This is a genomic window from Thalassolituus sp., assembly GCF_984348125.1.
Map to the genome: position 1 here is coordinate 16,418 of NZ_CFHJLR010000019.1, position 24,956 is coordinate 41,373.

Sequence of the window (24,956 nt, forward strand, 5' to 3'; positions counted from 1 at the left end):
GAGTGCATACATCCCTGTATGAATTCAATGTGGCAGGAGGTTACCATACTGGCCTCTTCATCTGAATCAGATTCCGTGGAATTTGCGTGGGGTTGCGTGGGGTAACGTGGGGAAAATTGACGCCGCGCGCCTGGAGATTTAACCTATGAGTGTCTTATATGGTTTCTTCAGAGTGCTGATGTCGCGACGTTTCCGTTTTTCCGGTGTATTGCTTATGCTGCTGGCCATTCTGGCTCAGCCGGTGTTGGCTGCCTGATCGTTGTGCAGCCTGGGTCATGGTGATTCATCTGACACGGTTACTTCAGTAATGGCACACGATCATTCGATGCATCAGCATCATGGGAATGACATAAGTAAAGCTTCTGAACCGAGCAGCCATAACTGCTGTGATGGCGGCACGTGTGACATGCCTGAGTGTTCTGTGCATATCATGGGGCTGACAGGCTTCAATGTGTCTGTCCCGGTCATCAGTGCCGGAAACTCAATTTCTTCGATGATCGCTCAAGATCATCCTTCTCTTGCGGACTCGCTCTACCGCCCACCCATTCTGGCCTGACCCAGGATAAGTGCGCCCGGAAAACGGGTTCGCGCGCCTCGTTTTTAATTAATTTTTAAGTTTTTCTCTTTAAAGGCGAAAGCCAGAGACTCTTTATGATGTCGTTGAAATTATCCAGTGCGCGGTGGGTAGGTCTTGCCGTGCTGACTCTGTCAGGTCATGTATTTTCGTCAGAGCTGACTCTGAATCAGGCTGTAGAGCGGGCGCTTGAACGGGACCTGTGGCACAACAGCAGTGCTCAGCGCGAGCAGGCTCTGATCGACCGGGCTGAATCAAGTGGCTCATTGCCAGATCCGTCAGTCACACTGACTGCGGGAAACTTCCCGGTGGATACCTTTGATATCCAACAGGAGCCGATGACGCAGTTAAGTGTCGCGGTGACGCAGATGTTTCCCCGCGGGGACAGCCGTGCTCTGAGTGCGCAGAAGAACCGTGAGCTATCTTCGCAGCAGCCCTTATTACGACAGGATCGTTCCCTCAAAGTCGAGCAGGCAGTCACTCGTCTTTGGTTGCAAGGTTATGAGGCTCAGTAAAGCATCAAGCTGATGGAGCAGGAGCGTGATCTGCTTCGTCAGTTGGTCGATGCCGCCCGGGCAGCTTATGCATCGGGACTAAATAACACCCGCCAGCAGGATGTGGTTGAGGCTAACGTCGAGCTGATTCGCCTTGAAGATCGTCTTGCCGAACTCAGGCAAGCATTAGCGGTTACCCGTCAGCAGCTGGGCGAGTGGCTAAGCAGTGAGTCCGGGGAGGTTTTTGAGTCAGGGCAATTTGTCGGGTTACCCAAGGGGCCGACACCTGATCAACTCCCGTCCGCAGACACCGTTATCCAGCATCCGCAGGTACTGGCGTTTGAGCGCCGTATCCAGTCCAGTGAAACCGGAGAGGCTCTGGCGCGTCAGTCTTATCGCCCAGCCTGGGGGCTGACAGCAAAATACGGGTACCGCGATGATGACCTGATGGGTAATAACCGTGCGGATCTGATGTCGGTCGGAGTGACATTTGATCTGCCGTTGTTTACCGGTAACCGCCAGGACCGGGAAGTAAGTGCTGCCGTAGCCGACACAGAAGCTTTGCGCACGGAGAAGACCTTAATGTTACGTCGGATGCGAAGTGCACTGTCGGCGGCGAACACTGAATATGCTTACCTGTATGAACGCAAAACCTTCTATCAGCAGCAGTTATTGCCTCAGGTGCAGGAGCAGGCATCCGCTGCGTTGTCTGCGTATCACTCTGATCGTGGTGATTTTCCCTCTGTGGTGAAAGCCCGTACGTCTGTACTGAATACACGCCTTGCGCGACTAAAAATAGAAACCAGCCTGCATCGCACACTGGCGGATATTCGCTATTTATCTGCGACGGCTTTGTCATCAACCGAATCGCCAACGTCAGGCTCTTCATCTTCAAGGGAATTAAAAAATGAAAAATAATTCAGTGATATTTGCTGCAGGGGTTGCCGTCGGTCTTTTCGTTTTCTGGAGTGCTGGTCAGTTTTCTGATGGCAGTTCTGAAAACAGTGGTAATGCTCAAAAAAATAACGAGCCGCTCTACTGGGTTGCTCCGATGGATCCGGATTACCGCCGCGATAGCCCGGGCAAGTCGCCCATGGGAATGGATCTGGTACCTGTCTATGAGGAGGATTCTCAGGAAGACGCTGTCGGCACCGTTCGTGTTGCCCCTGCACTCGAGCATAGTTTTGGGGTGCGCACCGCCGAAGTCAGGCGCGGGATTCTCAATCCTGTCGTTCGTTCGGCGGGCTATGTTGAATATAACGATGATTATGTCGTGCATATTCATCCTCGCACCGAAGGCTGGATTGAGAAACTGCATGTCCGCTCAGAAGGTGATCCGGTCGAAAAAGGCGCGCCCCTTTACGACATTTATTCGCCCACGCTGGTTAATGCACAGGAAGAATATCTGCTTGCCCTGCGTCGCGGAAATCAACAACTCGCATCGGCATCTCGCTTACGACTGCAGGCGTTGCAGGTGCCTGATGACATTATCCGGCAGATCGAAAATACCCGTCGCGTCAGTCAGAAATTAACTATGCGGGCGCCGCAATCAGGCGTTGTAGATCAGTTAAATGTCCGTCAGGGTATGTACGTCGTGCCGGGGGCAGAAATCATGACATTGGCGCAGGCATCGCAGGTCTGGATAACCACCGATGTCTTCAGTGACGATCTGAGCTTTATCGGAGGTGGCGAATCCGTTGAGGTAACCAGCCAGGCGTCTCCGGGGAATGTATGGACTGGCGTTGTCGATTACATCTATCCCGCTCTGGATACAGCGACCCGCACAGCTCAGGTTCGTATTCGCCTGACCAGCCCTACAGATATGCTGAGGCCGGGAATGTACGCCAGCGTGGTGATAAAACCTTCGGCAAGCGAAACCTTGCTCATCCCGCGTGATGCCGTTATCCGCGTCGCTGAGGGCACTCGTGTGGTGTTAAAAACAGGAGCCGGAAAATACCGCTCAGTCCCGGTAGAAACCGGTCGTTCAGATGCTGACTCTGTTGAAATACATCGGGGTCTGGAAGCGGGTGATGAGGTTGTTATTTCCGCACAATTTATGATTGATTCTGAGTCTGCGAAAAAAGCCGATTTAAGCCGTTTTGAACACGACATGAATATGGCAGAGCGGGATTCTGAAGCACCCAAGGCAATGGCAGATGGTGTGGTTAACCGTCTAGATAAAACAGCCAGGGTTGCCAATATCAGTCGTGGGCCGATTGAGAAGTGGAACCGTCCGGCCGCCACTATGGATTTCCGTTTATCTGACGAGCTTGATTTGTCCGACCTGAATGAAGGTGACCGTATTCACTTTGTATTTAAAGTCGATCAGGGTGAATTCACTGTGATAAGCGTCCATCCACCGATGACTGGTGATATGGGCAATGCGACGGGCACGAATGAGTCGGCGGGTATGGATATGTCGGCGGATATGGATATGTCAGCGGATATGAGTGAGGGTCACGATCATGATTGAAGCGATCATTCGTTGGTCTGTCCATAATCGCCTGATGGTGCTGTTGGTGACTGTGATGCTGGCCGGAGCCGGGTTGTGGTCGGTAAAAAATACGCCCGTTGATGCGATTCCTGATTTATCCGATGTTCAGGTCATTATTAAAACCAGTTATCCCGGCCAGTCACCTGAGGTTGTTGAAAATCAGGTCACCTACCCATTGAGTACCGCCATGATGTCGGTGCCGGGCGCAACGACTGTCCGCGGCTTTTCCTTCTTTGGTGACTCTTACGTCTACGTTATTTTTGATGATGATACCGATATGTACTGGGCGCGTTCCCGCGTGTTGGAATACCTGTCGCAAATAGCGCCCGAACTGCCTGAGCAGGCAAAGCCACAGCTTGGCCCGGACGCCACCGGTGTCGGTTGGGTCTATATCTATGCTCTGACAGACCCGACAGGCAATCTCGACCTCAGCGAGTTGCGCACGCTTCAGGACTGGTTTCTGAAATATGAGTTGCAGTCGGTTGAAGGCGTGTCAGAAGTGGCCAGTCTGGGCGGTATGGTGCGCCAGTATCAGATCGTTGTTGATCCAGAAGCCTTGCGTGCGTTTGATCTTCCTCTCGCGCATGTCCGCAATGCGGTAAAACGCGCAAACCAGGAAAGCGGCGCCTCGGTGATCGAAATGGCCGAGGCCGAATACATGATCCGTGCAACCGGTTATCTTGAGAGTCGCGAAGACATTGAACAGATCCCGCTGGGTTTATCTGAGTCCGGTACACCGCTGCTTCTTAAAGACATTGCTCGTGTTGAACTGGGCCCGCAGATGCGTCGTGGTATTGCTGAGCTGAATGGCGAGGGTGAGGTAGTCGGCGGCATCGTGGTCATGCGCTATGGTGAAAACGCTGCAGATACCATTAATGCCGTGAAGGCACGGCTTAATGAAGTAGTGCCGGGATTACCTGAAGGCGTTGAGATTATTCCTGTGTATGACCGCTCTGAATTAATTAATCGCGCGGTGGATAATCTCTGGGAAAAACTCGCTGAAGAATTCATCGTGGTGATTCTCGTCTGCCTGCTATTCCTTTTTCATATCCGCTCAGGGTTTGTCGCTTTAATCAGTTTGCCGGTAGGTATTCTGGCTGCATTTCTGGTGATGAAATTACAGGGATTGAATGCGAACATTATGTCGCTCGGCGGTATCGCGATTGCCATTGGCGCCATGATTGATGGTGCTATCGTCATGATTGAAAATATGCATAAGCATATGGAACGCACGAAAGTCACTGCGGCTAACCGTTGGGAGATTGTTATCCGCTCGGCGTCTGAAGTCGGCCCGGCATTATTTTTCAGCCTGTTAATTATTACAGTCAGCTTTATTCCCGTATTTACCCTGGAAGCCCAGGAAGGTCGGATGTTCTCGCCACTGGCATTCACTAAAACCTACGCCATGGCTGCCAGTGCCGCGCTTGCGATTACGCTGGTCCCGGTGCTGATGGGGTACTTCGTGCGCGGAAAAATCCGCAGTGAATCGAGCAATCCGGTGAACCGTTTTCTCGTGGGGATGTACCAACCCTTACTGAAAGGTGTGCTGCGTTATCCGCTAGCTGTCATTGTGTCGGCATTCATCATCGTACTGGCGACACTCTGGCCGGCGCATAAACTGGGCAGCGAGTTTATGCCGGAGCTGGATGAAGGCGATCTGATGTATATGCCGACGACCTATGCAGGAATCTCAGTGGGTAAAGCCCGGGAGCTGTTACAGCAAACGGACAAACTGATCGCTACCCTACCTGAGGTGAAAAGCGTATTCGGAAAAATCGGTCGCGCAGAGACGGCAACAGATCCGGCCCCGTTAACCATGATTGAAACCTTTATCCAGCTTCATCCCAAAAGTGAGTGGCGCGACGGCATGACTACCGACAAGCTCAAAGCGGAACTGGATGCGCTGGTGAAATTTCCCGGCCTGACCAATGCCTGGGTGATGCCCATTAAAACCCGGATCGATATGTTATCCACGGGGATTAAAACGCCTTTAGGCATTAAAGTATCTGGCCCGGATCTCAATCAGATTGAGTCGATCGGTAGGGCGCTTGAGGAAATACTGGGCGAGCTTGAAGGTACCCGCTCGGTGTACTCAGAGCGCGTGTCCGCCGGTCGGTATATTACGATTGAGCCGGATCGTTGGGCTGCAGCCCGTTACGGTCTGAATATGGCAGATGTGCATGACATTATTGCGTCGTCTGTGGGCGGCCAGACGCTGACGACGACCGTAGAAGGGCTGGAGCGTTATCCAGTGAATGTGCGTTATCCGCAATCCTACCGGGATTCACCCGAAGCATTGCAGAAGCTGCTGGTTGTGACCGAATCAGGTGCTCATATCCAGCTAGGGGATATTGCCGATATACGTGTGGAGAGCGGCCCTCCTGTCATCAAAAGCGAAAATGGTCGCCCCAGTGGCTGGACATACATTGACGTCGGCGACGTTGATTTTGCCACTTACATCGAACGAGCCAGAAACCGACTGAATTCAGAGCTTGATATGCCACCCGGGTATTCCCTGACGTGGGCCGGGCAATACGAATATATGCAGCGGGCGAAAGAAAAGCTGACTTATATTGTCCCTTTGACTCTGGCAATGATCGTTCTGTTACTGGCCATGAACTTCCGTCGTTTTTCAGACGTCGCGATTATTATTGCCAGCCTTCCATTAGCATTAGTCGGTTCCGTCTGGCTTATGTACTTGCTTGGATATCACATGTCGGTTGCTGCTGGTGTTGGGTTTATCGCACTGGCGGGTGTCGCGACAGAATTATCCGTGATCATGCTGGTATTTCTGAATCAGTGCTTAGAGCAACGTAGGGCGCTGGCAGATAAGGCAGGCAGAGAGCTGTCAGTTGAGGATCTTCGTCAGGCTGTTATGGAAGGGGGAGCCCTGCGGGTGCGGCCCAAAGCCATGACGGCCGCCGCTATCATCGTTGGTCTACTGCCTGTGTTGGTGGGAACTGGCACCGGCTCAGAGATTATGAGCCGTATCGCTGCACCTATGGTTGGCGGCATGGTCAGTGCCCTGGTGCTCACTTTGTTGGTCGTTCCTGCGGTGTACTATCTGGTTCATAAACGAAGCCTGCACTAAATAGCGTAGACGTGCGGATCACAACTGACGGCGTGCGTACAAATGTGGTCAGTTATGGATCTGTGCTGTTGCTCACATAACGACTAAAAGCACACACTTTTATATGCAATATCACCGGAAGTTAACAGAACTTCACAGGATGCTCAGGAAATTTTACATACACTGAGAGCTGTAAAATTGAGGAGCGGCCAATGCGGGGACTCATTGCGCTTTTGTTATCTAGTGTTTCATTTCAGGGTGCTGCTTTTATGTCGGCAGTGCTTCTGAGCGTCTCGGCGCTGGGCACAGAAGCAGGGCTGCACGAGCACAGGCTATCACCAGGTTTTGGCCGCATAGTACCTGAGGTCTCTTACTTTCTCGATGAACAGGGTAACTACGGTCTCGAGGATGTAGTGACTCAGTCGTTCGAGAAAGTGCGGGAGTACCCACCTCAGTTTGGCTATACCGATGCGGCCGTCTGGCTAACCTTTCGCTACAGCAACCCGGGCGATGCCGTCTGGTTGAGTGTTAATTATCCCATGCTCGACGATGTGCAGGTTTTTATTCTTGATGAACATCAGAACCTGCTCTCTGCTTATCCTTTGGGGGATCGACTCAGCTTTGTTGAGCGTGTTTTGTTGAGGCCGGAGTTTACCGTACCTCTGCCTTCATCAGTTTTATCTGGATCTGTGTATCTGAGAGTTCAGTCAGGATCATCTCTTGAAGTCCCGATGACCATTTCTGAAGACGCTGTACTCAGGCAAACAATGGAAAACAGTGCCTGGATTCAAGGGTTGTTTTTCGGTGCTGTGGTTATGCTAGGGCTTTATCACGCACTGATTTTTCTATCATCCGGGGATCGTAGTTATCTCTATTTCAGTGGCCTGTCATTGGCTATGGCGCTTATCCAGGCCACACTGTGGGGGCGAAGTTACCAGTTTCTGTGGCCTGAGTCGCCGGCCTGGAACAACATTGCGGTCAGCACTCTGATTAATACTTCGAACGTATTTGGTGCACTCTATATTTCTAAAGTTGTGAAGATCTGCGAGAGCCACCGCTGGATATACCTGGCGGCGACGGCTTTGGCGGCGACGTCGACGGTAATGGTTGTTCTGAGTCTCAACATGCCATATGCCGAGGTGATATACCCGACACTGCTCCTCTCCATGATGACGTTTCTTGTTTGCGCGACCATGGTCGTTGTGAGGATGCGTCGTGGATACCCGCCGGCGTTTGCAGTCTTCGTTGCCGGACTCATGTACACGCTGGGGAGTGCATCGTACATTCTCGGCAAGCTTGGGGTCTTTAATAATAGTCTGCTACTGGATAATGCTCTGGCCCTGGGACAGCTGTTGCAGGTATTGCTCTTCGCGTTTGCTCTATCCGTGCGAATGGCTATGGAGAAGGAGCTTCGAGAACGGGCACAGCGGGATACTGCTCATGCTCAGGCCTTGTTACTCGAAACTGAACGAGAACAGAATATGCGCCTGGACCAGGAGGTTAAAGCACGGACACAAGAGTTAAGGGAGGCAAATGCTCGCCTGGAGAAAATCAGTACAACCGACTCTCTGACGGGGTTGTACAACAGGCGTCACTTTGATGAAGTTCTGGAGCGAGAATATGATCGCGGCGCGAGAGAGGGTAAGTCCCTCTCCTTGATTATGCTGGACCTCGACTACTTTAAAAATCTTAATGACTCTCAGGGACACGCGTTCGGCGATGAGGCACTGCGTCAGACAGCGTTACGGATACAGGATGTGCTGAACCGTCCGGCGGATATGGCATTCCGGTATGGTGGCGAGGAGTTTGTTATTTTGCTGCCAGATACAGAAGCCTCAGCGGCTCATATACTGTCGCGTCAGATATGGACTGCCATGCGTTCAGAGCCTATTGTGATGAAAGACCAAACAGTGAGACTGACGATAAGCATCGGCATTGCCGTTACCATGCCGGATAAAGATAATTCGTATTACACACTACTGAAACGTGCTGACGAAAAACTGTATCAAGCCAAAAATGAGGGCCGTGACCGCATCTGTATCTGATACGGTACAGCCCAGCTGAAAGGTACGTTATTGTTTTTCTACCGCAGGCGCTTGCCATTCCGCATTCAGTATCTGCTCTCCCGGATCATAGAAACGTAGCGTTAACTGAAAATAATCAGTAGGCACCGGAAGCCAGTTACTCAATGGAACGCCTTGTGGTGGCTGAGATGAAATATAAAGAGTGGTATCACCATTTTCATCCAGCTCTAAAGGCGTATTACTACTCAGTGCATAACGCTCGATTCCTAGAGAAGATGCGTGCGTGTTGTCTTTCAGGAATCCATCATCACCGTACGCGGTAATCGACCAGAAGGCCCCGACATCTGGCATATCATCCGCCTTCAGGGTAAAGGTGTAATCATTATTGCCGTGCATTTTCTGCAACTGGCTATCTCTTTCAGCATTCTGGTAGACAGCGTATTTATTCTGATTGGCCCCAAACCCGACCTGGGCAACCACTGCTCTTATAAAATATCGCTTACCGTAATCTCCTAGCGGAATCAGTTTTGGGTTCGGCCCCCATCCACCAATACCGAGAAGCTTTTTCGCACCGTCGATGCTGCCTTGCCCAAGGCGGATACCTTCATCAAGCGCGCGTTTTTTATGTTGTGGTAAATCTTCGACGTCACCTTTTGCATAGCGCCCTGTGTTTATCTGCCCTAGTAACCATTCCATGCCTTTCTGGTCGGCGGGAGGTGGGTTTTCCAGCATCAGACTGGATAGCCGCGTGAAGAACTCTTCACCATTCATTTTGAGAACGACATCGATGGGGGGCTCTTTCTCGTCGTCTTTCAGGCAATCTACAGTCTGGTTGTGATCGCTGCCACGTCGGCTGCGGTAAGTCTTCAAACGATACTGTCGCTGAATTCGGTTGACCGCCTCGATATCGTTGTCTGCCAGTAGCTCGGTCCGGCCAATGATCCATACAAGATCGGTAGGTGCTGATATATGAGTCATATTATGCGGAATCTGGCCGCGCCACTGAGGGCCGGTAATCACGTACTGGCCAGCGAGTGTGTTATCGCCAGTTGTATCTATTCCGGCAAAGTTATTCGACCATGCATCCAGAAGGGCCATCAGTACGTATCTGTCTGTAACCTCTGGAAGAGTCAGAATAACCGGACTTTCTGAGAGGTCCAGCATGGCAGAAGAATAAAGAGTATCGACGTTGGGTCGGACGACGGCTTTGAAGTCGGGATCGGGCAGCTCGAAGACGTGCTTGAAGGTATTAATGTCTGCGCCGAAGGTGCAGGAACGCTCAGGACCTGTCATTCCTTTGCGGGTTTCGTCCATCAAAACGATAGGGAAACCGTATATATAGCCTTCCATTGCGATGGCAGTGGTCGTCGTTGCCTTTGCGTACTGGCTAGTAGCAATTAATACAAACAACAGAGCGGATTTAAGTGCGTTGGTCAGCTTAACGCGCCGTTTGTCGGAATATGATGTGTTCATCGGACACCTGTGATTATTGTTAGTTGGTGAATGAGTGGTGCTGTTCAGCCTAGCGCTCAAACACGGGCGATCCGTATAACGAATTGAGACAAACTGAATTCAGGTGCGGGATAGTCAGGCTAGTTTTGTAACGCTTTGTAGAGAACGTAGCGGATAAAGCCATCACAGCAGACGGTGGCTTTTTAAGAGACATAAGAGGATTTCAACATGGAAACAGAAGCGAGCTATCAATCAGTGCAGGACATGCCAATGGCCGCCCTCCGACCTGAAAAACCTGTCTTTGCTGTCGAACCGACCGTTGCTGCAGATACCGTTGTTTCCCATTTGCAAGCGCTTGAGGATTTTCTCGAGAGTGTAAACAGAGAGAGCGAGTATCTTGCCGTAAAACGTATGGTAGAAGGATTAATGGATTCCTTTGCCGGGCAGTGCAGAGTCTCGGCGGAGTCTGTCGGACGTAACCTGGATCTTATTTCGGACTGGTTAGGTGAGGATGCTCTTGGATTACGTCTTGGGCCATTCTCAAGCCGTAAACACCCTCGCCTGGAATTCTTTTTCAAACAGAATCATCTGACTCTGTTTGATTATTGCTGCATGTTAAAGCGCTACCTGACCATTACAACAGATGTTTTTAGCGTGGGGGTTGAGCGCGGCGCCGATGAGATAACACTTACTTTTCATCCTCACCCTGATATTTATGTCAGCCGTCATCAGATAGAAGGCGTTGTCTCATCCGCATGCGATGCCATCCTAGACTGCTATGGACTGACACCTTCAGCGGTACGTTTTACAAACTCAAATGCACTACCTGCTGAAGAGTATCAACGCATGCTTGGTTGTTGCCCAGAATTTGGAGAGCCGTTCACCCAGGTGACCTTTACCAGCACGAACGAAATTCGTGATTTTGATGCATCGCCATCGTTAAGTGAGCAGGCCTTTCGTGATATTCAGGCACTTGAAGTAATTCATCGTCAGCAGGTGAGCGAAGAGAGCTGGAGTCAGCGTTGCCGGTTATTACTTGAGCTTCTTCTGAGCTATGGCGAGCCAACAAAAATACTGTTAGCTGAGATTCTTGCAGTAACGCCCAGAACGCTGCAGCGTCGTCTGGCAGATGAAGGCACGAGCTGCCGGGAGTTGCTGGCCGATGTGAGATTAACCAAAGCAAAAGAATATCTACTGGCCGATGAGTTAACCCTCGACGATATTGCTTTTTTACTAGGATTTAAGGATACCGCCGTTTTCTATCGTGCCTTTAAACAGTGGACGCGTATGACACCGGGCGAATTCAGAGCCATGCGCTCAGAGCATTATCGCTGAGAGTATAAAAGGAGTGGATGAAATTCTTCAGCCACTCCTTTTCTATTACCTATTTATTCAGGCTTTATCGAGTGCCTGAAAGACGTCGGAAATAATGTCGTCGACGTGTTCTATACCCGCCGAAATGCGAGTAGGGTCATCACTCTCCCCCGTCAGTGGGAGTTATTCCTCATTTAACTGACGATGTGCCTTCGAAGCTCGCAGGTGCTGACAATACTGTCACCTGACTCGAATATAGACTGCAGGGCGGTACTTGCCTCAATTGAAGCCCCTGTAGTGGATCTCTTGATTAGTCTCATTGTTATGTTATAAGGTAACATTAGCTATCAAGACATATACTGGACGTCGTCCCTGACGTGACCGAGAGATGAGGCCTCCTATGCAAGTTTCCCCCGCAGAAAAACTTCCCGTCACCGTGCTTTCAGGTTTTCTGGGAGCAGGCAAAACAACGATTCTCAGTCATATCCTGAATAATCGTGAAGGGCGACGTGTTGCGGTTATCGTCAATGACATGAGTGAAATCAATATCGATTCCAACATCGTCCGTAACGAGGTGACGTTGAATCGCAGCGAAGAAAAGCTCGTGGAAATGAGCAATGGCTGTATCTGCTGTACATTACGTGAAGACCTGCTGGTCGAAGTTGGAAAGCTGGCTAAAGAAGGTCGGTTCGATTACCTGGTGATTGAATCCACTGGTATATCAGAGCCTTTGCCTGTCGCCGAAACCTTTACTTTCGCTGATGAAGACGGCACATCACTTTCTGATGTTGCGACTCTGGATACTATGGTGACTGTTGTGGATGCGGTTAACTTTATACGCGACTACGACGAGGCCAAAGCCCTGGCCGAAACGGGCGAGTCGCTGGGCGAAGAGGACGAACGTAGCGTCAGTGATTTGCTGGTCGATCAGGTGGAGTTTGCTGACGTTATCCTGATCAGTAAAACCGACCTTGCGCCTGCGGAAGACGTTGAGCGTTTGAAGGCGATCATCAGAACGCTTAACACAAGTGCGCGCATCGTACCCATCCAGCATGGCGATATTAATGTGGGGGAAGTACTCGGCACCGGTAGTTTTGACTTTGACCGGGCACAGCAGGCGCCGGGCTGGTTAAAGGAAATGCGCGGTGAGCACATCCCAGAAACGGAAGAGTATGGGATCTCAAGTTTTACTTATACTGCCCGACGCCCGTTTCACCCTGAGAAGTTTCACCATTTCCTGCACAACACCAAAGAGTACGGAAAACTGATCCGCTCGAAAGGGTATTTCTGGCTGGCGACGCGACCGGAGTTTGCAGGGCAATGGAGTCAGGCGGGGGGTATTGCCCGGTACGGCTTCGCCGGAATGTTCTGGAAAGCGGTACCTGAAGAGTACTGGCCAACCGACCCGGAATACCTTGAGTCGATTAAGGCGCAGTGGGTTGAGCCGTTTGGCGATATGCGTCAGGAACTGGTGTTTATTGGTCAGAATCTGGATCAGGAAAGCGTTACAGAGGCACTTGATCGCTGCCTGCTGACCGATGACGAGCTACTGGAAGGTAAGAGCTACTGGCAAACCTTACCTGATCCATTTCCATCGTGGGACCGAAGCGGTGATAATGAGCAGAACGCTGAGGCATCGCCGGAACCCGAAACGGAGAATGTATGACATTGAAACGACCTGTTAAACACGCGATTCATAATTATGCACTGTTTCCTGCGGTGCGTGTTTCTTCCTCCGTAGCATTGATGGTTGCATCAATGCTGACGGTCATGAGTGCAGGCGTCGCAGCCGCCGAATCGCATGATCACCATGAAGAGCATGAGCATCATGAAAGCCATGACCATGATGAACACCCTGACCATCAGGAGAGCGATCATCAGGGGCATGATCACCACGGTGGAGAGCACCATGGTGCCCATATTCATGGTGTAGGCCACCTGAATGTTGCCGTAGAAGGCAGTATGGTGACGGTTTATCTACAGACGCCAGCGGCGGATATTATTGGTTTTGAGCATGTCGCTGAAAACAAAGAAGAGCGTACTAAGGTTGCCGCAGCGCACAAGAAGTTGAATGATGCCAGTTCGCTGTTCCAGTTTACTGGTGCCGACTGTACGGTCGTTGCGGGCTCAGGAGTTGAAGTTCCGCAGTCTGATAGCGAAGCATCGGATGTTATTGCAGAGTATACCTTCGAGTGCGAAGACGGGCAGTTGCCTGAATCTATGGCAGTTGAACTATCGACCGAGTTTCCTGACCTGAAGGTCCTGAAAGCGGTCTGGTTGACCGAGGACAGCACCGGCACGAAAGAACTGACAGCAAAAGATCATACTATCCATTTCTGATTGTGCTCTGAGCCTTACTCGTAGTAAGGCTCTATATGATGGAGTCGCATACGATAGGCCGACTTCGCTGTCGTGTTTTCAATAATGCCGGTATCCAGAGTGCCGTAAAGCCAGAATGGATCGTATAACGCATCGACCTGAATACCATCAGGGTGTGAGATATAGATGATCTGATTAGGTGGCGGGGGCGGCAAATGGAGACAGGCGCCAAAGTAAGGAACCAGAAAAAATTCGGTGATGGTCTGATCATCATCGAAATCCAGAGGCACGATAAAGCCGGGCAGCTTGATGTGCTTTCCCTGCATCTCACTTACTGTATTTGTTGAAACGAGTGCACGTTGAAATGCAGAGTCCGCGAGGTCCTCATTATCTCCATACACGCCGCTGCCTTCATTATTATTAAGCTTTCCGCCGATGACATCTTCTTCCGATCCATCTTCGATATTCATCAAGGCTTCAGGTGGATTTTTTAATGCCATCAGATCCATTTCAGGGATAAGGTCCGTCCAGTCAACCGATGTAAAAGACTCTTTGGGGAGCACGGGCAGAGGTTCTGGGGCCCTGATGGGTTGTTCCTGTTCGACACCGGCTACTTCTGTCTTCTGTTGACTGACATCGGCAGTACTGTCATTGGTACCGGCTGGATCGGCGTTCTCTGTACAGGCGCTGAAAATGAGGCCGAAGGCGGTTAGCCCTAGCAGTCTGAATAATGGATTCATCGTAAAAACCTGAATTGAATTAGCTGATGCTGTACAGCATCACAACTGACATTGAGATTAAATATACTTGTGTTATGTTATAGCAACGTTGCACCTGGCATCCACCTCTTGGTTGCTTTCTACAGGATCGTCCCATGTCTGTTGTTCTGCAAGACCTCATATTTTCTTATCATGATCACGATATTTTGCTGAACATCCCCCGGTGGGAAGTGGCTGCAGGCGAGAAGGTATTTTTACAGGGGGAGTCAGGTTCAGGAAAATCGACCTTGTTAAATCTGATTGCTGGAATTCTCCCGGCGACCTCGGGCCAGATTACACTTCTGGACGAGCGGGTTGATCAGTTAAACCAGCGTCAGCGTGATCGTTTCCGTGCCGGGAATATTGGTTATATTTTTCAGCAGTTCAATCTGATTCCTTATCTTAATGCGGTTGATAACATCCTGTTGGCAAACGAATTCAGTAAAAAGGTTAAGCGCAATGGGATCGGCCGTGCTCAGGAGCTGTTAGAGCAGCTGCAGCTCCCGGATTCTGTCTGGCGGTTACCGGGACAGAGCCTGAGTATTGGTCAGCAGCAGCGGGTCGCTATTGCGCGGGCATTATTTAACTCTCCACGCCTTATTATCGCGGATGAGCCAACGTCTGCTCTGGATCAGAAGAACCGTACAGCCTTTATGGCAACGCTTATGGACCTTTGCGATGCCTACCAAAGTACGCTTATTTTTGTCAGCCATGACCCGACACTCGCCTGCGATTTTGACCGCACCGATGTGTTAGCCGATATTAACCGGGCAGGAGCGAAGTCATGTTTCTGAAAATTGCCTACAAGAGTCTGATCGATAGAAAAACGTCCGTTGTTATGACGTTGCTGGCTCTGATTGTCAGCATCAGCGTGTTGATCAGCGTTGAACATATCCGTGTGCAGACCAAAGAGAGTTTTGCCAGCACAGTCTCCGGAGCCGATCTGATTATTGGTGCTCGCACCGGCAGCCTGAATCTTTTGTTGTATTCGGTATTTCGTGTGGGGGCGCCGACCAATAATATTTCGTGGTCCACTTATGAAGATATTTCTGCGTCTGACGAAATAAAATGGTCGATTCCACTTTCGCTAGGGGATTCTCACAAAGGCTATCGGGTACTCGGAACTAATCAGGATTATTTTCGCTACTTCAGCTACGGTGCTAAGCATCCACTGATTTTTGCCGATGGTCGGGAATTTTCTGACGCATTTGAAGTGGTTCTCGGGTCTGCCGTCGCTCGCGAGCTTGGCTATTCACCCGGATCGGAAATACTACTGTCGCATGGAATTTCATCGGCTGATTTTAATTTACATAAAGGCTCACCTTTTACGGTAACCGGCGTTTTAGAGCCCACCGGCACGCCAGTAGATCAGACTGTGCATGTTAGCCTGCAAGGCCTGAAGGCGATTCATAACAGTGCTCAGTACACGGGTGACCCCGAGAGCATTACCGCCTTTATGGTTGCGCTGAAGTCCCGTATCGGCGTTTTTTCACTGCAGCGGACAGTCAATAATTATAAGGCCGAACCTGTAATGGCAATTCTGCCAGGCGTCGCATTGAGCGAATTATGGCAGATGATGGGCATTTTGGAGCAGACACTGCGTTTTATTGGTGTGCTGGTTCTCTTATCCGCCTTGTTGGGGCTCAGTGCTATGCTCCTCAGTTCGGTGCGCGAACGTCGCCACGAAATTCAGTTATTAAGGATGGCGGGGGCGTCTCCTTTTTATCTGTTTTTACTGAGTGAGCTGGAGGTACTGCTGATAACCTTAGCCGGTCTTTGTGCGTCTTTGCTATTTGTCTGGCTGGCGTTTGCGTTAGGGCAGGGCTATCTGGCGGGTGCTTTCGGAATTAATATCAGCGCTGATATCTTCACACTGAATACGCTGGTACTGTCTTTGATCGTCGTAGGCAGTGCTCTGTTGACCGGAGCACTCCCGGCGTTGGCGATGTACATCAGGGCACGGCGTCCGTGACCTGATGTCAGAATCGAATGTATCAGAATGCCCAGCGGACGCCGAAGCGGATGTCACGCCCGGGTAGTGGTGCTGCGCGCTTGAGATACGATACATGATTAACCGCATACTGGTCGGTCAGGTTGCGTCCATCGAGTCTCAGCGTCAGCTCAGAGTTATTGAGCAGAAACTGATAACCCACAGACGCATTAAGCATCAGATATCCGTCAGACGTGGTTTCATTGTCAGCGGTGTTTGATTGCTCAGCAACGGCGCGTAATTCAGTGCGTGCTTCCCAACTCTGATTTCCCCACTCAAGACCGGCCAGAAAACTCGCTGGTGGTGTACGTGGAAGGTGCCGGCCATCGTCAAGTTTTGCGTTAACGACATCAGCACTTAAATCAAACGACCAGTTCATGGTTACTATATGTGACCAGCTGGCTTCTGCGCCTGTGAAGCTGGCGTCCTCCTGTTCATGGCGGTACACATCATTACCGTGAAAAGGATCAGTCTCTGATTTCAGATCGTTATAGATGTAGTCATCGAACTGATAGTAATAAGTGGCCAGGCGGATTTCATTGTTATCCGACTTCCAGATCCAGTTCAGGTCGATGGTATGCGCGGTTTCAATGTCGAGGTCAGGGTTGTCGAGCTGGAAAGCAAAGGTGGCGTGGTGATCACCGTTCCAGAATAATTCCGGCGCTTCCGGTGCTCGTTGCGCGCGTGCGAGGCTCAAACCGATACGCTGATAATCATCCAGTAACCAGGTGCTGGCCGCAGACAAAGTGACTGGCGTAAAGGTGTAGTCATCGTAATAACTGTCAGCCTGACGCCATACAGGATCAATCGAAGAAGGATCGGAAGAGATCGTAACCTGATCTATCCGTGCCCCTAACTCCAGTGAGCCAAATCCAGTATCACGGTGCTCAACGAGGAAGATACCTACCTGCTCTGTGCGGGTGATTGGCATTGGTGTGTCGTGGCCGTAGAGGTCTCCACCACGCTCGCTATTCGCCAGGTTAAACCCGATTGCATCGTCACCTGATTCGTCAAATGAAGGGATACCTTCGCAGCCGCCGTGATCATGACAAAGTTCCAGATCCTGCTGGTTGTATTGAATTCCAGCATGACCATGCCAGCCGGCAATTTCCGAATGCTTGATGCGGGTAACAAACTCCCAGGTTTCTTTATCAAATAAACCGATATCTACAAAGGGTGCACTAGTATCGTCATTACGATGACCAGTTTCGGCATGCTCGTAGTCATTAAAGGTAATTTCGGTGCGCCACTCTTCGATGATGCCTGTCATGGGTGTCCAGGCACCTTTAAGGTCATAGCGGATCTGTTCTGGTGTGACCCGGAAGCTCTCTTCATCCAGGTTTGGCACTGCGTAGTCGTATTCGAGAGTACTGACAGACCCGCCTATAAAACCATATTGGCTATCGACCCAGCTCAAACCAATGGCACCACCACTGCCTGAGGTGTCGCTGTTTTCAATCTCGCCTGAATTATTGCCGGTGGGAATATCGCCTTGCTCGCCGCTGGAGTAGTCAGAAGCATCCCGACTAAAACCATCGAGATGCAGATTCCAGTTACCTTTGCCGAGGTCGAGCATACCTTCGAGATGCTGGCCCTCATCGACAGAAGAGTATTTCGCTGAAACCTGACCGCGAATGCCCGGAACAATAATTTCGTGGATGCGACCATCGATCACGTTAACCACGCCACCAATCGCACCGCCACCGTATAGCAGCGTCGATGGCCCATATACAATTTCAATTTGTTCACCTGCGCTCGGCTCAGCCATGGGGCTGTGGTCTGAACTCATGGCCGATAAATCCGAAGTGTCGGTGCCGTTCTGCAGGATTTTTACGCGACTGCCGCTCATGCCGCGGATCACCGGACGTCCGACTCCAGCGCCAAAAGAGGCGTTGGCAACGCCCGGCAGAGACTCCAGCAGGGTGCCTAAATTGTCACCAGCATTTTTATGAATATCGTCGGTATCTAACACAGAAACAGGCTGTGCCGTATCATATACGGAGCGGTCACCACCGCCCGTAACCACGATCGTATCCAGCGTTTTTTCATTGGCAGGGGCTGCATAGGAGGTGGCTGCAAGCAGACTCAGAGTCACAACAGAAAGACGAAAATTCATACCGGAACCTATAAAAATCAGACGCGCATAATATCAGAAAACAAAGAAAGCCCGGGCACCTGAGGGCCGGGCTTCCATGCGAGGGAGTGGGCTCAGTGATCAGTGGTCGTGGTCTGATTCACCGTCTTCCTCATCATGGTCGTGCTCATCGTCATGGTCTTCATCATGATCGTGATCGTCCTGCGCATGAGCGAGCACCGCACTTGCAAGTGCACTCAGGTCAGAGCTGCCCTCCGCGCTGGAGTGGAGGTGGTAGCTTTCTCCGTCATGGCCATCAATGAAGAACAATGTGTTGCCAGCAAGATTCACTGCGATAAAGGCCTCGGAATCAGCGAGTAAAAGATCCGATGCGGACCAGCTGATTGACGTGTCGAGATCGAATTTACTGCTGCCTTCAATCGTCAGCTCTTCGCCTTCGGCGTGATAGAAAAGAGCAAGAAAGCGACCGCTGGTACCGAGCACGCCAAGTGCTTCTGATTCGTCACTGCTTGGTGCTGCAACGGTAATAATGCCATCCGCCACTAATTCTGAAGAGATATCTGCGGTATCGACATGGTCACTGTGTGCTTTGGATAGCACCAGCTTATTGGCCTCAGTGCTCCAGCCAGCAATAACGTCGTAGGTCGAGAAGGTCGCCGTTAAGTTGGTCAGGTCAGCGACGGTTGTGCTGGTATCTGTTGTGATCGTGAAGCTGGTATCGGTCTCGCCTTCGGCAGCGATAACTGAAAGCAACGAATCATTACTGCATAAAATCTGAGTCAGATGCTCTGTCTGAGCGGTTGCTGTGATATCACCATTACAGGTAGCGCTGACAGGGGCGGTCAGGGATTCACCATCAGCCTCCTTAACTTCGATGGTTATACTGCCGTCGATATCGGTGAACGTAAGATAGTGGCCACCGGCCAGTGCCAGTGTTGGGTAATCAACAGACGTCCAGGTGGTTACGACAGCCCCATCTTCTGCATTCAGGACAGTGCTTGTGCTGCCGTCATAGGCAGAGAAGTATTCGTGAGTCGTGATGACTGTAGTGATTCCCGACGTCAGAGTGGTTGCGGCCGATGAAACGTCGTGTGTATGACCGTCCTCATCCACCAGGTGTTCGAGACCTGAATCGACAATAGAAACAGCACCACCGTCTAACAGAGCAGCAGTCAGACCGCTCTTAGCCAGCACCAGAGTGGAGCCGGATGTAGAAGTTGCAATTACGTCGGTCGAATACGCATCATCAGACTCTACGGTCTGGTCGTACATATTCAGGCCAGAATCGTCAGAAACTGAGTAAATCAGGCGACCTCCTGCATGCTCTTCTTCTGAGTGGTCATCGTCGTCGTGGTCACTATCTGAGCTACTGCCTGAGCCACCACCACAAGCCGCCAGGGTGCCTGCCATTGCCAGCACTAATAGTGATTTGCTCAGCTCACTTTCATAAAACGAAGCCATGGTCATAAATCCTTCATCCGTAAGTGTCATGGTCACAGACGTATACTGCACCACCAGTAAATTATGTGGTTACAATATAACATATCAACAAGTGAGTGTGGCAAGTTAAATGTTGAGATACTGTTGGTATTGAGGAGGGCGAGGTTCGGTCATTGAGCCCCTTCCTGTTACAGAAGAGGCTGGTGGTGTCTGAGTAAGCGCTATTGTTGTGGGTAAGTAGTACTTACATTGCTCACATCACCGTTTCTGAGTACCTTTACATAGACCTTGTCTTCGCTTTCAGCTTTGGTCACTTCAATGATATAAAAGCCTTCGCCAGTCTCTCTAACGGCAACCTGAGACTCGCTGATATTGCGCCATTCCGGTGCCAGCTGACCCGCCTTAAATCCGAAGTCACGTACCGTCATTTTCTGAACCATACGAGCTGCAGCCATTTTTGCGCCATCAGCATCCACGACGCCATGAGAGCCATGTGACAGAGCCTGACCTGAGTACACGGCCAGCGACATTGCGGCGGTAATAAGTAACGATTTCATATCCATATCTCCTGTATTGGGTTTACATCATTTTTGGATTTTTATATTGGCCTTCATAAAACAGCTGCACTGTGACTTCAGCGTTACTGTCATTACGGAAGTACCAACCATGTGTGCCTTCAAAAGCGGCGGTGAAGCTGCCTTTCATTTCATTGGTGGTGGTCACAGCATAGCTTTTAAAATAGCCGGTAGGATCATCAAATGGTTCGCCGTGCATATCCACATATACGACATCTCCGTCGGTGATCCATTCAAAATCGACCTGTTCACCGGCGGTCATTTCCAGTTTAAATTCTTTACCGCTCGCAGGCGGTAGAACTACCGTCGCCATACCATCCATTGCTTTAGCGGAAGCCTTAGCTGCTTCTGTCTCCGCTTCGGCAAGTTTTTCAGGCGACAGCGCGGTCAGGCCCAATGCGGACCCGACACCCGTAGGGTCAATGTTGTATTCCGCAGGCATAATCACCAGCACCAGTGTAACAAGACCAATCACAAACGCCGCAGCGGTCGCCAGCCAAAGTTGTTTGGCCGAGGTCTGAAGTTGTGTGCTTTGCGTTGTCATAGAAAACCGTCCTCAGGAAGAAAAATAGCCAGTGAGCTGATAACCCGTCAGCATCACTCCGCAGGCCATTAAAAGCGTGTTGGTCAGCACAGCGAAACGCCCGAACGTCGCTGAGTGACGCCACGCGGATATCAGAATCAGAATCAGCCCCAGTGCCGCAAACTGCCCGAGTTCGACGCCAATATTGAAAGCGATCAGATTGGTCAGCAGGCCGTCTTCCGGGATATGAAACTCCTGCAGTTTCGTCGCCAGACCAAAGCCATGAAATAACCCGAAGATCAGCACTGCCAGACGGGTGTCCGGCTGAAAGCCCAGTAACTGTTTGAAGCCACCCAGGTTATCAAAGCCCTTATACAGCACTGACAAACCGATAATGGCGTCGATCAGGTAAGCATTCACCTGAATATTGGCCAGCACCCCGGACATCAGCGTAATGCTGTGCCCAAGGGTAAACAGGCTGACATACAGCAGTACTTCGCGGCTGCGATAAAGAAAGAAAATCACCCCGACCAGAAACAACAGATGATCGTAACCCGTGATCATGTGCTTGGCCCCAATGTACAGGAACGGCACAAACTGAACGCCGGTGTTCTGCTGTAAGAAGATGCGGGTGTTGTCGTCAACGCCATGGGCCACAGCGAAGGACGCTGTGGTTAACATGGCGAGTAAAAGTACAAGACGTGTTATAGACAATTTCATGCATTCCCTCGTTTTTCACTACGATGCACCAGACGGTATAGTGCCGGAATCACAAACAAGGTCAGAATCGTAGAAGAAATAACACCACCAATCACGACGGTTGCCAGTGGTCGTTGTACTTCTGAACCGATACCTGTGTTCAGTGCCATCGGGACAAAACCCAGTGACGCTACCAGTGCAGTGGTAATCACCGGACGCAGACGCGTCAGTGCACCTTCAACGATAGCCTGCTCAAGACTTTGCCCAGAGCGCTGTAATTCCCGGATAAACGACACCATCACTAATGCGTTCAGAATGGCGATACCCGACAGGGCAATAAATCCTACGGCCGCAGAAATCGAAAAGGGAATATCACGCACGGTCAGCGCCAGTACGCCGCCGGTTAAGGCCAGTGGAACACCGGTAAAAATGACCAGTGCGTCGCGCACAGAATTCAGTGCCAGTACCAGCAAACCAACGATCATCAGCAAAGTTACTGGCACAACAATCATCAGTCTTTGTGACGCGGACTGCAGCTTCTGATAGGTACCGCCATATTCCACCCAGTAGCCTGCGGGAATATCCAGTTCATCACCAACAGCATTGCGCACGGCTTCCACAAAACTGCCAAGATCGCGACCGCGAACGTTGGCGGTGACCACCAGACGGCGTTTACCATTTTCGCGGTTTACCTGATTAACACCGATGTTTTCACTGAGTGTGATCAGCTCCTGCAGTGGAACAACCTGCCCGTGTGCAACGGTCACCGGTAAATAGTTCAGGCCGTCGATATCAGCGCGTACGGTTTCAGGCAGGCGTACGGTTATATCTGCCCGGCGATCTCCTTCAAACAGGGTACCTGCGACTTCTCCGCCCAGAGCGGTGGCCAGCTGATCCTGCAGCTGTTGGCGGCTGATACCGTGACGGCGTAATGCGTCAGCATCCGGAATAAATTCCAGCAGTGGCAAGCCGGTCACCTGCTCAGTCTGAATGTCCACCGCTCCATCGACACCAGCAACAATTTTCTCAAGCGACGCGCCAAGGCCAGTTAACACATCCAGATCGTCACCGAAAATCTTGATAGCAACTTCGGCGCGTACACCAGCGAGTAATTCGTTAAAGCGCATCTGAATGGGCTGTAAAAACTCATAACGATTACCAGGGATTTCACTGACTAGGGCTTCCAGTTCGGCGATCACCTGCTGCTTGGGCTTATTCGGATCTGGCCACTGGTCACGTGGTTTCAGAATAATAAAGTTATCGGCCACACTCGGCGGCACAGCATCGGTGGCGACGTCAGCGGTACCGATTTTGGCAAATACCCGCTCAACTTCCGGCAGGGCTTTGATGCGTTCTTCCAGTGTTTCCTGCAGGGCAATGGCCTGACTGAGAGACGTACCTGGGATGCGCAGTGCATGCATGGCAATATCACCTTCATCCAGATTCGGGGCAAACTCGCTGCCTAACCTGGTGGCTTGCCAGATGCTCAGTAAAACCAGCACTGCCGCCAGCCCAATGATGGGCGCTCTAGCTTGCAGGGCCAGCGCCAATAATGGCTGATACATGCGCATGAGTGCCGACACCAGAGGGTTGCGCTTTTCCGTAACCGGACCTTTGAACAGCAAGGCCACTGCAGCTGGAACAAAGGTGACTGACAGCAGAATCGCACTCAGCAGAGCAATCACAACGGTGATGGCCATCGGGTGGAACATTTTGCCTTCGACCCCTTCGAGGGCGAAAATCGGTGCGTACACGGCGGTGATAATAAATACACCAAATAATGCCGGGCGGATGACTTCCCGAGTGGCTTCAAACACCAGTTGCAGACGTTCTTTTAATGCAAGCGGACCTGTCTGCTGGCTCAGACGACGCAGGCAGTTTTCGACAATGATGATGGCACCATCGACCAGCAGACCAAAATCAAGCGCGCCCAGACTCATCAGGTTGGCGCTGACGCGAGTCTGTACCATACCGGTAAAGGTCATCAGCATTGCCAGAGGAATAACCAGCGCGGTAAGGATGGCCGCGCGGATATTGCCCAGCATCAGGAACAAAATAACAATCACCAGCAAAGCACCTTCCACCAGATTGGTGGTGACGGTACTCAGGGTTTTCTCTACCAGTCCGGTGCGGTCGTAGGCAGCCGTTGCCACAATGCCTTCAGGCAGAGACGCATTAATCTCGGCCAGTTTTTTACCGACATTACTTGCCACTGTGCGGCTGTTTTCACCAACCAGCATAAACACCGTACTCATCACCACTTCCCGGCCATTCTGGGTCGCGGCGCCGGTGCGCAGGCCGTGGCCAATGCTCACCTCGGCCACGTCGCTGATATGCACCGTTTTTCCATTGTCAGAGGTAATGGTAATTGCCGCTATATCGTCGGCCTGCATTGCCTGCCCCGGAATCCGCATCAGCCATTGCGCACCATTTCGCTCAACAAATCCGGCGCCACGGTTTTCATTGTTGGCGCGGATAGCGGCCACAATATCGGCACTGCTGATACCAGCAGCCAGCATGCGTTGCGGTTGCATCTGCACCACGACTTCCCGCTCGTAGCCACCGATGGGGTTTACTTCCACCACGCCCGGCACCTGCATCAGCTGCGGGCGGATAATCCAGTCGTGCACACTGCGCAGATCCATGGGTGTGACGGCAGACCCATCGGCATTTACCGCGCCAGGCTCGGCATCCACGGTGAACATAAAGATTTCACCCAGACCAGTAGCGATAGGGCCCATTTCTGGCTGTAAGCCACCAGGCAGACGACTACTGGCAGATGCCATGCGTTCGCCGACCAATTGGCGGGCGAAATAAATATCGGTGTCATCGCTGAAAATAGTGATCACCTGCGACAGGCCGTAGCGCGATACCGAACGGGTGTATTCCAGCCCAGGTAATCCGGCCAGTGCGGTTTCCAGCGGATAAGTAATACGCTGCTCTACTTCCAGTGGAGTAAAGCCGGGCGCTTCGGTATTGATCATCACCTGCACATTAGTGATGTCGGGCACGGCATCAATCGGCAGCCGGTTAAAGTTCCATAGACCCAGAAGGGCAACGATGGCGACAACGACCATCACCAGATTCCGCCGGGCAATGGCCAGTTTTATCAGTAAATCCAACATGGCGATTTCC

At 51.2% G+C, this 24,956-nt stretch carries 19 protein-coding genes; 11 read left to right on the forward strand and 8 right to left on the reverse strand.

The genetic code is table 11. The features are described from left to right. Positions 1–406: 406 nt before the first annotated feature. The 6 genes from AC5E51_RS13000 to AC5E51_RS13025 all read left to right on the forward strand — a co-directional run bounded on the left by AC5E51_RS13000 (position 407) and on the right by AC5E51_RS13025 (position 8,677). Positions 407–556: a hypothetical protein gene (locus AC5E51_RS13000; RefSeq protein ID WP_491778675.1), complete on the forward strand. Its 150-nt coding sequence runs from the start codon at positions 407–409 to the stop codon at positions 554–556. 95 nt (positions 557–651) lie between these two features. Beyond that, on the forward strand, positions 652–1,089 hold the full coding sequence (locus tag AC5E51_RS13005) for a hypothetical protein (protein WP_491778676.1): 438 nt from the start codon (positions 652–654) through the stop codon (positions 1,087–1,089). A gap of 12 nt (positions 1,090–1,101) precedes the next feature. Further along, positions 1,102–1,986 carry a TolC family protein gene (locus AC5E51_RS13010; RefSeq protein ID WP_491778677.1) on the forward strand — a complete coding sequence of 295 codons (885 nt, stop codon included), beginning with the start codon at positions 1,102–1,104 and terminating at the stop codon, positions 1,984–1,986. After that, entirely contained in the window at positions 1,976–3,541 is a 1,566-nt protein-coding gene (locus tag AC5E51_RS13015; RefSeq protein WP_491778678.1) for an efflux RND transporter periplasmic adaptor subunit, read from the forward strand. The genes AC5E51_RS13010 and AC5E51_RS13015 overlap by 11 nt, the downstream gene beginning before the upstream one ends. After that, on the forward strand, positions 3,534–6,653 hold the full coding sequence (locus AC5E51_RS13020; RefSeq protein ID WP_491778679.1) for an efflux RND transporter permease subunit: 3,120 nt from the start codon (positions 3,534–3,536) through the stop codon (positions 6,651–6,653). The genes AC5E51_RS13015 and AC5E51_RS13020 overlap by 8 nt, the downstream gene beginning before the upstream one ends. A gap of 248 nt (positions 6,654–6,901) precedes the next feature. Beyond that, positions 6,902–8,677, forward strand: a complete 1,776-nt coding sequence (locus AC5E51_RS13025) for a sensor domain-containing diguanylate cyclase (protein ID WP_301388680.1) — start codon at positions 6,902–6,904, stop codon at positions 8,675–8,677. Between the two features lie 27 nt (positions 8,678–8,704). Here the strand turns inward: AC5E51_RS13025 and AC5E51_RS13030 are convergent, their stop codons facing one another. Next, a complete protein-coding gene (locus AC5E51_RS13030) occupies positions 8,705–10,129 on the reverse strand; it encodes a DUF1254 domain-containing protein (protein ID WP_301378710.1) in 1,425 nt (474 codons plus the stop codon). 207 nt (positions 10,130–10,336) lie between these two features. Here AC5E51_RS13030 and AC5E51_RS13035 point away from each other — a divergent pair, with 207 nt between their 5' ends. The 3 genes from AC5E51_RS13035 (at position 10,337) to AC5E51_RS13045 (ending at position 13,762) form a co-directional block, all read left to right on the forward strand. Continuing rightward, positions 10,337–11,443, forward strand: coding sequence for an AraC family transcriptional regulator (locus AC5E51_RS13035; RefSeq protein ID WP_068434788.1), 1,107 nt, complete (start codon positions 10,337–10,339; stop codon positions 11,441–11,443). 379 nt (positions 11,444–11,822) lie between these two features. After that, positions 11,823–13,088 (forward strand): zinc metallochaperone GTPase ZigA, encoded by a 1,266-nt coding sequence (zigA, locus tag AC5E51_RS13040; RefSeq protein ID WP_301378707.1) that lies wholly within the window; start codon positions 11,823–11,825, stop codon positions 13,086–13,088. Further along, positions 13,085–13,762: a ZrgA family zinc uptake protein gene (locus tag AC5E51_RS13045; RefSeq protein ID WP_301378706.1), complete on the forward strand. Its 678-nt coding sequence runs from the start codon at positions 13,085–13,087 to the stop codon at positions 13,760–13,762. Before zigA ends, AC5E51_RS13045 begins: the two co-directional genes overlap by 4 nt. Positions 13,763–13,776: 14 nt before the next feature. Here the strand turns inward: AC5E51_RS13045 and AC5E51_RS13050 are convergent, their stop codons facing one another. Continuing rightward, complete coding sequence (locus AC5E51_RS13050; RefSeq protein WP_301378704.1) at positions 13,777–14,481, reverse strand: DUF3299 domain-containing protein; 705 nt, start codon at positions 14,479–14,481, stop codon at positions 13,777–13,779. 134 nt (positions 14,482–14,615) lie between these two features. Between AC5E51_RS13050 and AC5E51_RS13055 the strand changes: the two genes are divergently transcribed. Together AC5E51_RS13055 and AC5E51_RS13060 are read left to right on the forward strand one after the other, a co-directional pair. Further along, positions 14,616–15,293: an ABC transporter ATP-binding protein gene (locus AC5E51_RS13055; RefSeq protein WP_301378703.1), complete on the forward strand. Its 678-nt coding sequence runs from the start codon at positions 14,616–14,618 to the stop codon at positions 15,291–15,293. Then, positions 15,284–16,471, forward strand: coding sequence for an ABC transporter permease (locus tag AC5E51_RS13060; protein ID WP_301378700.1), 1,188 nt, complete (start codon positions 15,284–15,286; stop codon positions 16,469–16,471). Before AC5E51_RS13055 ends, AC5E51_RS13060 begins: the two co-directional genes overlap by 10 nt. Before the next feature lie 22 nt (positions 16,472–16,493). Here AC5E51_RS13060 and AC5E51_RS13065 read toward each other — a convergent pair whose 3' ends face one another. The 6 genes from AC5E51_RS13065 to AC5E51_RS13090 all read right to left on the reverse strand — a co-directional run bounded on the left by AC5E51_RS13065 (position 16,494) and on the right by AC5E51_RS13090 (position 24,946). Then, a complete protein-coding gene (locus AC5E51_RS13065) occupies positions 16,494–18,605 on the reverse strand; it encodes a TonB-dependent receptor (protein WP_301378697.1) in 2,112 nt (703 codons plus the stop codon). A gap of 99 nt (positions 18,606–18,704) precedes the next feature. Then, on the reverse strand, positions 18,705–20,045 hold the full coding sequence (locus AC5E51_RS13070; RefSeq protein ID WP_297531048.1) for a hypothetical protein: 1,341 nt from the start codon (positions 20,043–20,045) through the stop codon (positions 18,705–18,707). A 200-nt stretch (positions 20,046–20,245) separates the two neighbouring features. Further along, positions 20,246–20,581 (reverse strand): DUF6488 family protein, encoded by a 336-nt coding sequence (locus AC5E51_RS13075; protein WP_297531050.1) that lies wholly within the window; start codon positions 20,579–20,581, stop codon positions 20,246–20,248. A 22-nt stretch (positions 20,582–20,603) separates the two neighbouring features. After that, positions 20,604–21,143, reverse strand: a complete 540-nt coding sequence (locus tag AC5E51_RS13080; RefSeq protein WP_068436985.1) for a hypothetical protein — start codon at positions 21,141–21,143, stop codon at positions 20,604–20,606. Between the two features lie 12 nt (positions 21,144–21,155). Beyond that, the gene (locus tag AC5E51_RS13085; RefSeq protein WP_297531053.1) at positions 21,156–21,842 is read right to left on the reverse strand and encodes a HupE/UreJ family protein; all 687 of its coding nucleotides are present in this window, start codon (positions 21,840–21,842) and stop codon (positions 21,156–21,158) included. After that, positions 21,839–24,946 carry an efflux RND transporter permease subunit gene (locus AC5E51_RS13090; RefSeq protein ID WP_491778680.1) on the reverse strand — a complete coding sequence of 1,036 codons (3,108 nt, stop codon included), beginning with the start codon at positions 24,944–24,946 and terminating at the stop codon, positions 21,839–21,841. The genes AC5E51_RS13085 and AC5E51_RS13090 overlap by 4 nt, the downstream gene beginning before the upstream one ends. Positions 24,947–24,956: the final 10 nt, after the last annotated feature.

Excerpts from the sequence above, each read along its gene's own strand:
- AC5E51_RS13055 (WP_301378703.1), top strand. The coding sequence starts at position 14,616 with ATGTCTGTTGTTCTGCAAGACCTCATATTTTCTTATCATGATCACGAT.
- AC5E51_RS13030 (WP_301378710.1), bottom strand. The coding sequence starts at position 10,129 with ATGAACACATCATATTCCGACAAACGGCGCGTTAAGCTGACCAACGCA.
- AC5E51_RS13025 (WP_301388680.1), top strand. The coding sequence starts at position 6,902 with ATGTCGGCAGTGCTTCTGAGCGTCTCGGCGCTGGGCACAGAAGCAGGG.
- AC5E51_RS13060 (WP_301378700.1), top strand. The coding sequence starts at position 15,284 with ATGTTTCTGAAAATTGCCTACAAGAGTCTGATCGATAGAAAAACGTCC.
- AC5E51_RS13005 (WP_491778676.1), top strand. The coding sequence starts at position 652 with ATGATGTCGTTGAAATTATCCAGTGCGCGGTGGGTAGGTCTTGCCGTG.
- AC5E51_RS13035 (WP_068434788.1), top strand. The coding sequence starts at position 10,337 with ATGGAAACAGAAGCGAGCTATCAATCAGTGCAGGACATGCCAATGGCC.
- AC5E51_RS13000 (WP_491778675.1), top strand. The coding sequence starts at position 407 with ATGCCTGAGTGTTCTGTGCATATCATGGGGCTGACAGGCTTCAATGTG.
- AC5E51_RS13080 (WP_068436985.1), bottom strand. The coding sequence starts at position 21,143 with ATGACAACGCAAAGCACACAACTTCAGACCTCGGCCAAACAACTTTGG.
- zigA (WP_301378707.1), top strand. The coding sequence starts at position 11,823 with ATGCAAGTTTCCCCCGCAGAAAAACTTCCCGTCACCGTGCTTTCAGGT.
- AC5E51_RS13015 (WP_491778678.1), top strand. The coding sequence starts at position 1,976 with ATGAAAAATAATTCAGTGATATTTGCTGCAGGGGTTGCCGTCGGTCTT.
- AC5E51_RS13010 (WP_491778677.1), top strand. The coding sequence starts at position 1,102 with ATGGAGCAGGAGCGTGATCTGCTTCGTCAGTTGGTCGATGCCGCCCGG.
- AC5E51_RS13050 (WP_301378704.1), bottom strand. The coding sequence starts at position 14,481 with ATGAATCCATTATTCAGACTGCTAGGGCTAACCGCCTTCGGCCTCATT.
- AC5E51_RS13065 (WP_301378697.1), bottom strand. The coding sequence starts at position 18,605 with ATGAATTTTCGTCTTTCTGTTGTGACTCTGAGTCTGCTTGCAGCCACC.
- AC5E51_RS13020 (WP_491778679.1), top strand. The coding sequence starts at position 3,534 with ATGATTGAAGCGATCATTCGTTGGTCTGTCCATAATCGCCTGATGGTG.
- AC5E51_RS13070 (WP_297531048.1), bottom strand. The coding sequence starts at position 20,045 with ATGGCTTCGTTTTATGAAAGTGAGCTGAGCAAATCACTATTAGTGCTG.
- AC5E51_RS13085 (WP_297531053.1), bottom strand. The coding sequence starts at position 21,842 with ATGAAATTGTCTATAACACGTCTTGTACTTTTACTCGCCATGTTAACC.
- AC5E51_RS13075 (WP_297531050.1), bottom strand. The coding sequence starts at position 20,581 with ATGAAATCGTTACTTATTACCGCCGCAATGTCGCTGGCCGTGTACTCA.
- AC5E51_RS13090 (WP_491778680.1), bottom strand. The coding sequence starts at position 24,946 with ATGTTGGATTTACTGATAAAACTGGCCATTGCCCGGCGGAATCTGGTG.
- AC5E51_RS13045 (WP_301378706.1), top strand. The coding sequence starts at position 13,085 with ATGACATTGAAACGACCTGTTAAACACGCGATTCATAATTATGCACTG.